This window comes from Bacteroides mediterraneensis, from assembly GCF_025993685.1.
GTDB classification, from domain to species: Bacteria; Bacteroidota; Bacteroidia; order Bacteroidales; family Bacteroidaceae; genus Phocaeicola; species Phocaeicola mediterraneensis_A.
This window is the reverse complement of the sequence record NZ_DAJPEN010000001.1, coordinates 174111-189021: the sequence shown is the minus strand read 5'-3', so window position 1 is coordinate 189021 and position 14911 is coordinate 174111. Positions and strand designations below refer to the sequence as shown.

The window sequence follows — 14911 nt, the reverse complement described above, 5'->3', positions numbered from 1 at the left end:
CGTTCCTGCAAAATTTTAAGGAAGTTTTTTTTCGCTTCCTTTCTTCGAGGTAGTCCCAGGCAGAGTTGAACTGCCGACCTCTACATTATCAGTGTAGCGCTCTAACCAACTGAGCTATAGGACTGTTTCAATTAATAATTAAAAATGAATAATTAATAATTGGATGATTTCAGTTCAACCTCGTCCGTTCCGACTCGGCTTCATCTTTCTCTCTTCATATCGAAAAACAAACTCATCTGCAGCACAAGGCAAGAACCTTCGTCGGTCCCTCTCCAGAAAGGAGGTGTTCCAGCCGCACCTTCCGGTACGGCTACCTTGTTACGACTTAGCCCCAATTACCAGTTTTACCCTAGGGCGCTCCTTGCGGTTACGCACTTCAGGTACCCCCGGCTTTCATGGCTTGACGGGCGGTGTGTACAAGGCCCGGGAACGTATTCACCGCGCCGTGGCTGATGCGCGATTACTAGCGAATCCAGCTTCGTGGAGTCGGGTTGCAGACTCCAGTCCGAACTGAGAGAGGCTTTCGGGATTGGCATCCGGTCGCCCGGTAGCTGCCTTCTGTACCCCCCATTGTAACACGTGTGTAGCCCCGGACGTAAGGGCCGTGCTGATTTGACGTCATCCCCACCTTCCTCACATCTTACGATGGCAGTCTGTCCAGAGTCCTCAGCACTACCTGATAGTAACTGGACACGAGGGTTGCGCTCGTTATGGCACTTAAGCCGACACCTCACGGCACGAGCTGACGACAACCATGCAGCACCTTCACAGACGCCTTGCGGCTTACGGGTTTCCCCGTAATTCGTCTGCAATTCAAGCCCGGGTAAGGTTCCTCGCGTATCATCGAATTAAACCACATGTTCCTCCGCTTGTGCGGGCCCCCGTCAATTCCTTTGAGTTTCACCGTTGCCGGCGTACTCCCCAGGTGGGATACTTAACGCTTTCGCTAAGCCGCTGACAGTCTATCGCCAACAGCGAGTATCCATCGTTTACCGTGTGGACTACCAGGGTATCTAATCCTGTTTGATACCCACACTTTCGAGCCTCAACGTCAGTCGCGGCTTAGCAGGCTGCCTTCGCAATCGGGGTTCTTCGTGATATCTAAGCATTTCACCGCTACACCACGAATTCCGCCTGCCTCAACCGTACTCAAGGACGCCAGTATCAACTGCAATTTTAAGGTTGAGCCCCAAACTTTCACAGCTGACTTAACGACCCGTCTACGCTCCCTTTAAACCCAATAAATCCGGATAACGCTCGCATCCTCCGTATTACCGCGGCTGCTGGCACGGAGTTAGCCGATGCTTATTCATAAGGTACATACAAACACCCACACGTGGGTGACTTTATTCCCTTATAAAAGAAGTTTACAATCCGTAGGACCTTCATCCTTCACGCTACTTGGCTGGTTCAGGCTCGCGCCCATTGACCAATATTCCTCACTGCTGCCTCCCGTAGGAGTTTGGACCGTGTCTCAGTTCCAATGTGGGGGACCTTCCTCTCAGAACCCCTATCCATCGTCGACTAGGTGGGCCGTTACCCCGCCTACTATCTAATGGAACGCATCCCCATCGCTTACCGATAAATCTTTAATCTTATTTGCATGTGCGCTTAAGATACCATCGGGTATTAATCTTTCTTTCGAAAGGCTATTCCCGAGTAAGCGGAAGGTTGGATACGCGTTACTCACCCGTGCGCCGGTCGCCATCAAACTTAGCAAGCTAAGTTCATGCTGCCCCTCGACTTGCATGTGTTAAGCCTGTAGCTAGCGTTCATCCTGAGCCAGGATCAAACTCTTCATTGTAAAATATTTTCTTACCCTTGCGGGTATCGTTGATTCTGTTCCAGGAAACCGATTCTTTCATATCCTTTTCAGGTTATTGACGGTTCTTGTTTCATCCCATATATACATTATATATAAGACTACTTCTTGTACTACATCTTCGTTTGTTTATCTAAAGTCTTTCAAAGAACTATCTTTCTTTCGTGCTCCCGTTTCAGCGGGAAAGCGTTTGCAAAGGTAAGGCGTTTTTTCTTTCCCTCCAAATTTTTCCGAAAGTTTTTTCGAAAAAGTTTCTCGGGAGGACCTCGCGGGGCTTATCCGTTTCTCGCTCCCTTGCCGTCTTGCAAGGTAAGATACTCGGGTGCAGCGCCTTTGATAGTCTGCCTCTCTTCACCAGTCTGTCATTCTCAGCGGCTCTCCCTCTCGAAAGCGGTTGCAAAGGTACGCACTTTTTCCGATCCTGCAACTTTTATCACACTCTTTTTTGAAGAAATTTTTGAAGATTTTTATAAATACCTGGAAAAGAACGTGTTGCAGGGCATGTTTTTCCGACACCTCCGGGAACGGACGGGAACAGCCCTACATTATATATTTCGCGCGGGCGCGTGCACGCGCACATGAGCGCATGTGTAAAAAGAAAAGGCAAAGATGCACACCGAACTGGTACAAGAGAACAGCGGAAACACGGAAAAATCCTGCACGAAATTTCTTTGCACGAAGGCCAAAAACCGGAAAAACATCCGAGAACGCAGGAAACAGAGGTACCAGTCCATCATAAAAGCCGTGATTTTCACAGGCGGCATGACAAATAACGCCCCGGAAAATTCACACCGCAGGCACATTTTTTTCAGAGACTCCCGACATTTTCTATGTTTTCCTCTCGGGAAACGTAGGTTTCCGCCGGGGAAAACGTACGTTTCACGAAAGGAAAACATACGTCTCCCCTAACGGAAACATAGAAAACTTAAAGGCAACGAAGGATTATCTCACCGGCATTTCTTCAATACGGAATGCTTGAAGGAGGAAAAACGAAGAGTTTGAAAAACAAATGGGGTGCTTACAAGGAAAAATAAGTAGGTGCTTACAGGAAAAACTGAAGAAACAGCTTGAAGGAAAACTTACAGAAAAACGAACAAATAAAAAAACGACTCAGCAAACAGAAAAAAGGAAACCTCACATAAGGACATAAAAAAAGGAGTTCCGCTGAACTCCAACCTTTGTTAACCTTAAATCTAATACTATGAAAAACACAGTGCAAAAGTAAACATTCCGGTTGAAACCACAAAAGAAACAGCTGAAAAGTTATGTTTTACAACACATATTAACCATCTGACATGGCCCGATAAAATCCATTAACAGAACAAGGATTAAAACTGAAAAAGTGCAACACTCCACGATGCGGGATATTATACTCTTGAAATAAGACTTACGATTGTCTAAAAATCATACACTCATTGTCAAAAAATTAGACACTCCTTTTCCATCGCAAAATCAGCATAATTCTATCAATCAGCTACTTGCGATAATGGCACGGAAATTGTATCAAGAATGACAACAAACAAAAATATAACCACAGAGCATGAAAACTTACCTTACATTCTTACAACGCAACAAACTCTTCACCTTTGTCAACGTCATCGGGTTAAGCATCTCCCTGATGTTCTTCCTGCTGATAAGCCACATGGTGACCCGACAACTCACTGTAGACAAAGACATGAAAGACGCAGACCGGACTTACGTACTGGCCAGCGAAATATGGGCAGGAGGTCATATCCTGCTGGGCGACAAACTACAAAGCCGTTACCCGGAAATAGAGGACTGGTGCGCCGTGAGCGGTTCCTACGAACAGTTTGTCAAAACCAATGACAAGCCCGTGAATATACAAATGATGTTTGTCCGCGAAAACTTCTTCCGGTTCTTCAATTTCCATCTGCTGGAAGGGAATCCGGAAACCTTGCTGGCCAATGCAAACAGCATCGTGCTGACACGTTCCTGCGCCATCAAGCTGTTCGGTACGGAGCATGCGCTGGGTAAAACCCTCATAGAACAGGCATTCGGCAACCAGAAATGTACGGTAAGCGGTATCATAAAAGACATTGACAACTCCATCTTTCCTTCCAACATTGAAGCATTCAGTCCTCATAAGAATGTACGGTATGTTCATTGGAGTGCCAGCGAAGAAAATACCGAGTTGGGCAATGCCGCCAGCTGCATCTTCTTCCTGCGCTTCCATCCGAATGTCAATCCCAACGACAAGGCAAGTGACATCGCCCGCTTCTTCAAGGAATTCTTCTGGATTTACCAATACGACGCCGTAAAAGAAGTACGCTTTATACCTGTGCATGATTTTTATTTCTCCGACATTCCTGCTGCTGGAGCAACCCTTAACCAATACAGCCGGAAACTGGTATTTATTTTCCTGACCATCAGCATCTTGATTCTGTGTATGGCCACCTTCAACTACATCAGCATGAGCGTGGCCCAGACCAGCTACCGGGCAAAGGAAATGGCTGCCCGCCGCCTGCTAGGTTCTTCCAAGAAGGATATTTTCTGGCGCATGATTGCCGAGTCGTTCCTGATGACCACCTTCGCTTTCCTGGTAGGTTTCTTGCTGGCCAAAGCTGCTGAACCGACCGCTATGGACTTGCTTCACACACGGCTCGACATCGTAGGAGGCTTAAATCCTGTCACCGTATCCTGCTATCTGCTTCTGATTGTCGTACTTTCCCTGCTTTCCGGTTTCGTACCCGCCACGATGCTGTCGCACTACCATCCGCTGGACATCGTAAAAGGTACTTTCCGCCGGAAGACCAAGACGTTATATCTCCGCTTGCTGAATATCGTGCAAAACGGGCTGACCATCGCCATGTTGGGATGCGCCCTCTACCTGACTGTACAGATTTACCGCATCCTGCACGCCCCATTGGGATATGAATATGGACACGTACTCTCTTATCCCCGAATGTCTAACGACCAAAAGTTACAACTCTTCCGCCACGAAGCCCAAAAACTCCCCTTTGTGAAGCACGTCAGTTTTTCAAACGGTACCCCCTTGGACGGAGGCAATAACGACACGATGAACTTTAACTCCACCGACAGTACCCAGGTGCTAAGCTTCCAGACATTTATCGTTGATTCGGCCTTTATCGACATGTTTCACATCCAAATCACGGACGACCGTCATGCCGCATTCGATACGCACAATTACCTGGTGAGCCAATCGGCCATGAAAAAGCTGAAACAACTGGGCTTTACCGACCATGTCAACAGCAGTGACGGAAACTATTCCTGGAACATCACCGGCGAATTCAAAGACTTTCAAATTCAATCTCTACTGGAAAAAGACCCTCATCCGCTGCGCATGCAGATTGCTCCTGCCGACAGCATCAGTCCCTGGAACATTCTGGTGGAAGTACGCGACGGCCAACCGGAAACTTATAAGAAGCAACTCGACCAGCTCTATTCCAAGGTGATAGATGGATATCCGTTTGAATCAAAATGGTATGACACCCTGATGCAGGACATGTATGAAGATATTAGCCGCATGAGCCAGCTGATTCGCATTTTCACCTGCGCGGCACTGGTCATCTCCCTGCTGGGACTGACCGCCATGAGCATCTATTTCATCGCCCAGCGGAAACGCGACATTGCCATCCGCAAAGTCTTCGGTTCCGACAGCCGCCACGAAATGATGCAACTGATGAAATTCTCTTCTGTCTCACTCATTATCAGTCTGCTGATTGCGCTCCCGCTGATGTATGTAGGAGTCCGCCAGATAGACAAGATTGTAACCTACGAGAGCAGTTTCCCCTGGTGGGTACCGATTGCCGCCTTCCTGATTGTGAGCCTCATCTCCCTGGCCTCCGTCTGGCTCATCAGCCGAAAAGCCGTACGGGAAAATCCGGTATGCAACCTGAAGACCGAATAATCTCTATCAAACCCAAAACATAAAATAACAACGATATGAAAACCATTTTACGGAATCTTTTTTACACCCTGAAGCGCTTCCGGACCGCCTCCGTGCTGAACCTGCTGGGGCTTTCGGCCGCCTTTGCCGCCTTTGTCCTGCTCATGATGAAGGTGAGCTACGAGCGCAATTTCGATACCTGCTATCCCCATGCCGACCGCTTGGTCATGCTGAACCTGTCAGAAGCCAAAGGAAGCAATCATGTCAGTATCCTTCCCCGAGGTCCTATCGACTACCTCATCCAGCAAGTGCCCGGCATCGAATACGGTACCATCTATTCCCCTGCCTGGTCCAAGCAGGCTTTCTACACCGACCCCAAGAATCCGCAATATTTCTACGAAGAACCGTGGGCCGTATATCCGGACTTCGGCAAAATCATCGGACTGAAGTTTGTGGAAGGCAGCGACCAGGAAATGAACCAGCCGGAAAGTGTCATTATCTCCGAGAGCTATGCCCGCAAACTGTTCCCCAAAGGAAACGCCTTGGGCTCCTATCTGTATGCAGACACCCCAGACTGGCGAAGTCCGGAAGCCACGAAGTTCCGGATATGCGGTATCTTTGAAGACCTCCCCGAGAACTGCCAGTTCAAGAACGACCTTTTCGTACCGATGGGAAAGCTGCAGGAGAACGACTGGGGCAGCCAGAACTTCTATGCGTTCTTCCTGCTGAAACCGGGCGTCAGCGTAGAAGAAGTCAACCAACAGATTACGGCTACAGGGGTCGACGAACGACTGTTCACCGGAGAGCCAGGCACACAGAAACTCTATGCCTTCCCGATACAGAAACTGTATTATGACATGTATTCCCCCTACTACTTCAAGACGGGCAGTCGCAGCACCATGACCTTGCTGGTAAGCATCGGCTTCCTGATTATCCTTATCGCGTGCATCAACCTCATCAATTTCAGTACGGCACTGGCTCCGATGCGCATGCGCAGCATCAACACCCAGAAAGTGCTGGGAAGTACCAACGGAGAACTGCGCCGTGCCCTGACCCTAGAATCGGTCGTCATCGTACTGGTCAGCTGGTTGCTGTCACTGTGCATCGTGGCCGCCCTGATTCACTTGAACGTGCTATCCTTCATGGGCTTCACGCCCTCCCTGCTTGTCTACTGGAAATACGTGGTCTACACCGGACTGATAGCCCTGCTAACCGGCATCGTGGCAGGACTGTATCCGGCGTGGTACATGACCTCCTTCCCGCCTGCCCTCGTGTTGAAAGGCAACTACGCCCTGAGCGGAAAAGGACAACGGTTGCGTACGGTACTCATCGGCTTCCAATACATCGTTTCGTTCGCCCTGATTACTACTGCCGCTTTCATCTTCCTGCAGAACCGCTTCATGCGCAACCATGAACTGGGCATCGACAAAGACCAGATACTGGTAGCGTCCCTCCCCCAACAGCCTTTCCACAGCAGTCCGTACCGCAAGTTCGACAGCCAACTGAAGAGTTTTGCGGAAATCGACGACATCGCCTATGCCAAATGGGAACTGGGGGCCAGCGAAGGATACACGCAATATTCTTTCACCTACAAAGGGAGTCAATACGGACATCGGTATATTGACGTCACTCCCAATTTCTGCCGCGTCATGGGCCTGCACATCCTGTCGGGAAGCGACTTCCTGCCCAGCGATTCCATTTACACCTCCCAGCTGAACTTCATCGCCACACAGGACTTGCAGCAAGAAAGCGGTATTCCGGCAGGAGAGACACTCGACTTTTTCCCGTGGGGGATGAAAGCCCTTCTCAAAGGATATGTGAACAACGTGCAGTTTACTTCATTAAAGATGAATCCCGTGCCTTACATATTCTGTCCCAACGGCGCCTACAGCAACCAAGTTTTGCCGTTTGCCTATATCCGCGTAAAAGCCGGAAGCGACATGGATACCGCCCTGAAACACATCCGCGAGACCATCAGTGACTGCTTCACCGGTTATCCCACCGAAGTGAAGTTCTATGACCAGGTCTACGGACAACTGTATCAGAAGGAAACCGACCAGCAAAAAATCATTACCTGGTTCAGTCTGCTAGCCATCCTCATTTCATTGGTAGGCGTATTCGGCCTGATTATATTTGAGGCCGAACACCGGCAGAAGGAAATCGGCGTACGCAAGGTCTACGGAGCCTCCATCCGGCAAATTCTCTGGATGTTCGGACGTTCCTATCTGATTCTCTCAGTGGTATGTTCCCTCATCGCCAGTCCCATCGCCTGGTATGCCGTATCAGAATGGCTGAAGCAGTTCAATGAACGGATTCCCATCTCGCCCTGGGTCTTCCTCTGCACCTGCCTGCTTATCAGTGCCATTACCTTGGTTACCATTACGATACAGAATTACCGGACGGCCACCAGCAATCCGATAGACTGCCTGAAATCGGAATAAAATCAATCAGAAAAAACAATAGTGAATTACTTTGAAAAGGCTGTTTCCATCACCCATGGAAATGGCCTTTTTTCAGCCCCAGACGTATGGGCATAAAAAAAGGAGTTCCGCTGAACTCCAACCTTTGTTAACCTTAAATCTAATACTATGAAAAACACAGTGCAAAAGTATTTATTTTATTTGGAACGGCAAAGTCTGAGAGTAAAAAAGAATGTTTTACAACATACATTAACTACTTCCTACTCTTTGATTAAATCTCTTAACAAGTAAAGAAGCAAAGCTAAAAAAGTGCAGAGCCATCCTCACTCTAATAAGACGGAAGCTTATACATTCGATAGCATCGGCCTTTTTTCAACTCGAACTCCAGATTCTCCCGGTCTTTCCGCGACAGTTTTTCGTGGATATTCACCGCAAACTCATAGGTTGCTCCTTTCTGCATGTGCGGCAGACGGATCTTACAGACCCTTTTCTTCTTATAGAACAGGCAAAACGAGACTTTACGCACCGTTTCCTCTCCGTCGTTGCAGATTTTCATCTTCACGCGCTTCCCGTCGGGCAAGGAACAAAATACCGGCGGACAGATTACCATTTCTTTCAATTCATTCGCCTCATCATGGAACATCACCATCTGAAGCGAATCCATTCCTTCCACTTGTGCATGTACCTGACCTGCAAACAGCATGAAAGCACATACCACTCCTGCCATGTAATTCCATTTCATAACCCAAAATCTCCATAATTTACCTCTCAGTAAAATTACAAAGAATATCCTGTTTGAGTTTAAAATATTGCATCTGTTTGGATAAATAAAGAATAAATGCACATATTTAAGGTAAATCACACCACAAAAAAAGCGATTTGACACCTCTATTCCGTATCAAACCGCTTTGTCCGAGAGTAAAATGAACTTTTATTTCTCCTTATCCAGCTGCTTCTTTTCAATCAAATAGGAGATGACCAGGCCTAAACCGCCTCCCAGCAACACACTGGCTCCGTAAATGACGGAAACCGTATGTTTTACTACTTGGCTTGGGTCCTCCATAAAATATTCCGGCTGAGTGGCATACACCAGACCATATCCAATCAACAATCCTACACCTATCCCCAACAGCAGACATCCCACTCGTAATCCACCAAAAGAGAACAAGCTGGGCCGATACACAATTCCATGCTTAAAAGTCTCCGGCGTCAGCTTATCTCCCAGTTTCTCAATCAGCATCATCCGCTCTCTTCTTCCAGCAAACAGTTCAAACAGTTTGTAAATCACTCCAAATACAATGGCCACATTGGCCACAATCATTAATTCTTCCATCGTCGTTTCGTTTTTAATTTGTTACTTTGCCCCTTTAGACGCATATCCCCGGAAAAGGTTACACTCCATGAGCATAAAAAAATTTTCTCGCCAAGCTGTAACCTTTCATTCGACCCCGCGTCTAAAAGGCATCATGCAAAACGAGGAATCACATATCATCGCATCCATTTTGAGCGGGAGAACCGAACAGTTCTCCTACTTTTTGGATACTTACGGGCCACAGGTGTTTCATCTGATTGTCCGCATGGTAGGCTCGCCGGAAGATGCAGAAGAACTGACGCAAGACTGTTTTATGAAAGCCTTCACCCACCTTGCCTCGTTTCAGGAGAACAGCAGTTTCTCTACCTGGATTTATCGCATCGCCTACAACACCGCCACCTCCGCCCTGCGGAAGAAAGAGCATGAACTCCTTTCGTTCGACGACCGGATGTGGAACAGCCTGTCGGATACGGAAGTAGATGAAGCACTCAATACGGAAAATGAAGTACAGATAGAAAAGCTGCAACGAGCCCTCACCCGTCTGACTTCGGACGAGAAGGCCCTGGTGACACTCTTCTATGAAGAAGAGAAACCGGTGACGGGAATAGCCTATATCCTTCACCTGACCGAAAATAATGTAAAAGTGAAACTACACCGCGTCCGCAAAAAATTATGTACCTTAATGAAAGAGGAGGATTGACTTATGAATACCACCGATAAAGGACTTAAAAAGGCTCTCAGCCAGCAGCCTGACTACCGGTTGCCCAGCAATTTCAGTTACCGGATGATGCAGAAGATTCATCAGGAAACCTTGCTACGCGAAAAGCGGCAAGAGAAAAGATTGTTCATCCTTATGCTCGTCACTACCTTTCTGGCAGGTGGAGGTTGCCTGGGGATTTTGTGCTGGCAATACGGAAATAAAATCCTCGCCCTGCTACAAACCTTGCAAGAAGACAGTCCTTCCCTACAGACCTGGCTATTTTATTTGCCTATTCTCTGTGCCCTCTTCCTGCTCTTCCTGTTCGACCGATGGCTACGGAAAAAACTCATTTCACACACTTAAAGAAGCGGTTCAAAAGCCAGCCCACCCAACGGAGCACATTATTCATAAAAACAGAAAAAAATCCTCCTGCGCCAGTCTTTCATTCGAACTAACCTCAGGAGGATTTTATGTGATGACTTATTCAGTCAGCCGCTCTTATTTGAAAATACAGCCAGAAACTTATTTCCGGTAGCTTGCCAGTTCTTCAGTCTGGAACTTGCGGATGAAGTTGAAATGTTTTTCCACTTCAGCCTCTGCATAGTTCACATACACATTCAGTGACTTGCCGAACATTTCAGGAGCCTTGGTGGCATCCTGCAACAGCAAGTGGCTCATCACGCAGACAGCTGCCATTTCATACAAACGACGGGCCACGAAATCCAGCAGTTCCTGGTTCTGTGCTTCCTTCACTGCATTGGTGCAAGCTTCCAGCTTACGGGTCATGTCCTTGATACGGTTCATGTAACCTTCATATTCCGGTGCACAAGGTATCGTTTCAAATTCATGCAAAGTAGCCGCATACGAACCATTGGTCACATAACGGATGGCAGCAACCGTCTGCAACTGAGTAGTTCCTTCATAGATGCTGGTGATACGGGCATCACGGTAGATACGCTGACACGCATATTCCATCATGAAGCCGGAACCGCCGTGTACCTGGATACAGTCGTAGGCATTCTGGTTGGCATATTCAGAGTTCATACCTTTTGCCAGCGGGGTAAAACTGTCGGCCAGTTTCGCATAGCGTTTCTGCTCCTGACGTTCTTCCGGAGTCAGCTTGCGTTCGCGGGCGATGTCGTCCAAGGCTTTGTAGATATCCACATAACGGGAAGTCTGATACAACAACGCACGACCGGCATCCAGTTTCGCCTTGATGGTAGCCAGCATGTCGTACACTGCCGGGAATTCGATAATCGCCTTACCGAACTGCTTACGGTCTTTTGCGTATGCCAACGCTTCATCGTAAGCAGCCTGGCTCAAACCTACTGACTGAGCCGCGATACCTAGACGGGCACCGTTCATCAATGCCATGACGTATTTAATCAAACCAAGCTTGCGGTCGCCACAAAGTTCAGCCTTCGCATTCTTGTACACCAGTTCACAAGTCGGAGAACCATGGATACCCAGCTTGTTTTCAATACGACGTACGTCAACTCCACCATCGTTCTTGTCATAGATGAACATAGACAAGCCACGACCGTCGTGAGTACCTTCTTCCGAACGGGCCAATACCAAGTGAATATTGGCATCACCGTTCGTGATGAAACGTTTCACTCCGTTCAGACGCCAACAGTTGTTGGCCTCATCGTACGTAGCCTTCAGCATCACGCTCTGCAAATCGGAACCTGCATCCGGTTCAGTCAAGTCCATAGACATGGTTTCGCCCGCACAGATACGCGGAATGAAACGGCTATGCTGGTCTTCGTTACCGAACTCATACAAGGTTTCAATACAGTCCTGCAAAGACCAGATGTTACCGAAACCGGCATCAGCCTGTGCCACGATTTCCGCGCACATGGTGTACGGCGTAATCGGGAAGTTCAAGCCACCGAAACGGCGCGGCATGGTCATTCCGTTCAATCCGGCCTTTACCATAGCCTCCAGGTTAGCCTTTGTACCCGAAGCATATTCCACACGGCCATTGGCATGATGCGGACCTTCCTGGTCTACTCCTTCAGCATTGGGTGCAATCACCTCACCCGTGATTTCACCGGTTATTTCCAACACTTTATCGTAAGAGTCGATGGCATCCGCATAATCCTGCGGCGCATAATCGTACTCGTCTTTATCTCTGTAATCGCGTTCTTTCAACTGACAGATACGCTCCATCATCGGATTGTTCAAGTGAAACTTGAGTTCCGGATGTTCTGTATAAAAGTTTGCCATTATTTACTGTTCTTTTTATAATACTTAATCATTTTCGGGATTACCTCTTCCACCGTACCGTTGATGACATAGTCAGCGATGGTGTTGATCGGCGCATTCGGGTCGCTGTTCACAGAAATGATGATACCTGCATCCTGCATACCGGCGATGTGCTGAATCTGTCCGGAAATACCGCAAGCGATATACAATTTCGGATGTACCGTTACCCCTGTCTGACCAATCTGACGGTCGTGTTCACAGAAACCGGCATCTACCGCTGCACGGCTGGCACCGACTTCTGCATGAAGTTCCTTGGCCAGTTCGAACAGCATGTCGAAACCTTCCTTGCTACCCATACCGTAACCACCGGCTACCACGATAGGTGCTCCTTTCAGATTATGTTTCGCTTTTTCCACGTGACGGTCGATAACCTTCACCACATAATCCGTTTCGGGCACATACTTCGCCACGTCGTGACGAATCACTTCACCCTGGTAGTTGGCATCTACGATTTCTTTCTTCATCACCCCTTCACGAACGGTAGCCATCTGCGGACGATGTTCCGGATTGACGATGGTAGCCACAATGTTACCGCCGAAAGCCGGACGAATCTGATACAACAGGTTTTCGTAAGTGATACCGTTCTTCTTGTCTTCATGGTTACCGATTTCCAGCTGCGTACAGTCGGCAGTCAGACCACTCGTCAAGGCTGAAGACACACGCGGCCCCAGGTCACGACCAATCACCGTCGCACCCATCAGGCAAATCTGCGGTTTTTCTTCCTTGAACAAGTTGACAAGAATAGAAGTATGAGGAAGTGAAGTATAAGGGAACAAGCCCGGAGCGTCGAACACATGCACGCGGTCTACTCCGTATGGCAAAACTTGTTTTTCTACATCTGCAAGGCCACTGCCGGCACAAATCGTTTCCAACTGGCATCCCAGCTGGTTGGCCAACTTACGACCTTTGGTTAAAAGTTCGAGACTGACATCGGCCACATGGGCACCTTCCATCTCACAATATACAAATACGTTATTCATAGTCTTTATCCGATAGTATGGTTAGCCAACAGTTCAACAATCAAATTCTCTACGTCTGCATCGCTGCCGGTGAGTGTCTTGCTTTCCTTTGCCTGGAAGATGATGTTTTCAATCTTCTTCACCTTGGTCGGAGAACCCGACAGACCGCATTGTTTCGTGTCACCGTTTACATCGGCTACGCTCCATTCCGTGATGTTCAGATAAGGACGGCTTTCATACAAAGAAGCATAAGGCAGTTCTGCCCCGTCTTTGGTAATGGCCGCTTTTTCCTGACCACCCAGTGCACGTTTGTATTTCTGCACCAGTTTCGCATTGCGCGGACGGCAAGGAGCGGCACTGCCGTTCACCGTCAATACAATCGGCAGCGGAGCTTCTACGGTTTCCACACCCCCGTCGATATGACGTTTCACGCGGATGCGTCCGTCTTTTACTTCTTCAATTTCTTCTACGTAAGTTACCTGCGGTAATCCCAGTTTTTCAGCCACCTGCGGACCTACCTGTGCGGTATCTCCATCGATAGCCTGACGCCCGCCCACGATGATGTCGTATGCACCAATCTTACGGATGGCAGTTGCCAGCGCATACGAAGTGGCCAGCGTATCGGCACCGGCAAAGGCACGGTCTGTCAGCAGATAACCGTTGTCGGCTCCTCTGTATAATCCTTCACGAATGATTTCAGCGGCACGGCCTGGTCCCATTGTCAGAATTGTCACAGTAGAACCGGGATGTGTGTCTTTCAGTCTGAGTGCCTGTTCCAAGGCATTCAAGTCTTCCGGATTAAAAATCGCCGGAAGTGCCGCACGGTTGATGGTACCGTCAGCATTCATGGCATCTTTTCCCACACAGCGTGTATCGGGAACTTGTTTTGCCAATACTACAATTTTCAAACTCATTAGATTCTTTATTTTGGTATTAGTAAATTCTTGTCGGCAAATTTAGTGAAACCATTTGTTCCGCAAAAAGATATGAAGAAAAAATACGTGCATTCTCCACATCTTCCTTCAACTCGGAATAAGTGGCGATGGGATTGTCGGAATAGACAGAAACCACTTTCCCGTCCGGCCCGCACACATAGACTTTAGGAACTCCACTCGTGGAAAAAAGCGCATAGACACTCCTGTCTTCCTGGGCCGAATAAGGAATAGTCAGCGCATGGGCCTGCCAATAAGAAGCCACTTCTGCTTCCCCTTCTTCCCGGCTGACGGCACAGATACATACCTCGGCCGAAGAAGCATATTCCTCATACAACCGCTGTATGACAGGAAGCTCCTGCTGACAATCCGGACAGTCTGTATGAAAAAACACCAGCACGGCCACCTTCCCCCTCAACGATTCCCGGCTCACCACTGAACCGTCGTTCAGTACCACCGAAAAATCGGGCAATCTATCTCCCGGCCCCACGATATCCGCACCCGCCGGAACCTCATCCCGGATACAGGACAAGCACAGGCATCCGAGAAAAACCCCTAAAAAAATCCGATTCCACTTCATACGGTAAAGATAAACAAGAAACACAAGTTTTGCAAACTCTCAGAACTTGT

10 protein-coding genes, 1 tRNA gene and 1 rRNA gene are annotated in these 14911 nt (G+C 48.2%); 4 read left to right on the top strand and 8 right to left on the bottom strand.

The features are described from left to right. Positions 1-50 precede the first annotated feature (50 nt). Together OIM59_RS00755 and OIM59_RS00750 are read right to left on the bottom strand one after the other, a co-directional pair. Positions 51-124 (bottom strand) — tRNA-Ile (locus OIM59_RS00755). A gap of 152 nt (positions 125-276) precedes the next feature. Further along, a 16S ribosomal RNA gene (locus OIM59_RS00750) occupies positions 277-1804 on the bottom strand. Positions 1805-3362: 1558 nt separating this feature from the next. Here OIM59_RS00750 and OIM59_RS00745 point away from each other — a divergent pair. Then, positions 3363-5711 (top strand): ABC transporter permease, encoded by a 2349-nt coding sequence (locus OIM59_RS00745; RefSeq protein ID WP_303894293.1) that lies wholly within the window; start codon positions 3363-3365, stop codon positions 5709-5711. Between the two features lie 35 nt (positions 5712-5746). Further along, positions 5747-8131: an FtsX-like permease family protein gene (locus OIM59_RS00740; protein WP_303894290.1), complete on the top strand. Its 2385-nt coding sequence runs from the start codon at positions 5747-5749 to the stop codon at positions 8129-8131. A gap of 307 nt (positions 8132-8438) precedes the next feature. Here the strand turns inward: OIM59_RS00740 and OIM59_RS00735 are convergent, their stop codons facing one another. After that, positions 8439-8852 (bottom strand): hypothetical protein, encoded by a 414-nt coding sequence (locus OIM59_RS00735; RefSeq protein ID WP_299169838.1) that lies wholly within the window; start codon positions 8850-8852, stop codon positions 8439-8441. Positions 8853-9041: 189 nt separating this feature from the next. Beyond that, a complete protein-coding gene (locus tag OIM59_RS00730) occupies positions 9042-9443 on the bottom strand; it encodes a DUF6249 domain-containing protein (protein ID WP_299169840.1) in 402 nt (133 codons plus the stop codon). Between the two features lie 133 nt (positions 9444-9576). Here OIM59_RS00730 and OIM59_RS00725 point away from each other — a divergent pair, with 133 nt between their 5' ends. Together OIM59_RS00725 and OIM59_RS00720 are read left to right on the top strand one after the other, a co-directional pair. Then, positions 9577-10122, top strand: coding sequence for an RNA polymerase sigma factor (locus OIM59_RS00725; RefSeq protein WP_303898127.1), 546 nt, complete (start codon positions 9577-9579; stop codon positions 10120-10122). 3 nt (positions 10123-10125) lie between these two features. Beyond that, positions 10126-10485: a hypothetical protein gene (locus OIM59_RS00720; protein WP_303894287.1), complete on the top strand. Its 360-nt coding sequence runs from the start codon at positions 10126-10128 to the stop codon at positions 10483-10485. Between the two features lie 159 nt (positions 10486-10644). On the opposite strand, the gene OIM59_RS00715 is transcribed toward OIM59_RS00720, so the two are convergent. From OIM59_RS00715 to OIM59_RS00700, 4 genes are read right to left on the bottom strand one after another with little or no spacing between them, the layout of a single operon-like run. Continuing rightward, positions 10645-12351, bottom strand: coding sequence for an acyl-CoA dehydrogenase family protein (locus OIM59_RS00715; RefSeq protein WP_299169843.1), 1707 nt, complete (start codon positions 12349-12351; stop codon positions 10645-10647). Beyond that, on the bottom strand, positions 12351-13370 hold the full coding sequence (locus OIM59_RS00710; RefSeq protein ID WP_118431935.1) for an electron transfer flavoprotein subunit alpha/FixB family protein: 1020 nt from the start codon (positions 13368-13370) through the stop codon (positions 12351-12353). Before OIM59_RS00710 ends, OIM59_RS00715 begins: the two co-directional genes overlap by 1 nt. A gap of 5 nt (positions 13371-13375) precedes the next feature. Beyond that, complete coding sequence (locus tag OIM59_RS00705) at positions 13376-14263, bottom strand: electron transfer flavoprotein subunit beta/FixA family protein (RefSeq protein WP_022355034.1); 888 nt, start codon at positions 14261-14263, stop codon at positions 13376-13378. 19 nt (positions 14264-14282) lie between these two features. After that, positions 14283-14861, bottom strand: a complete 579-nt coding sequence (locus OIM59_RS00700) for a TlpA disulfide reductase family protein (protein ID WP_299169851.1) — start codon at positions 14859-14861, stop codon at positions 14283-14285. Between the last annotated feature and the right edge of the window lie 50 nt (positions 14862-14911).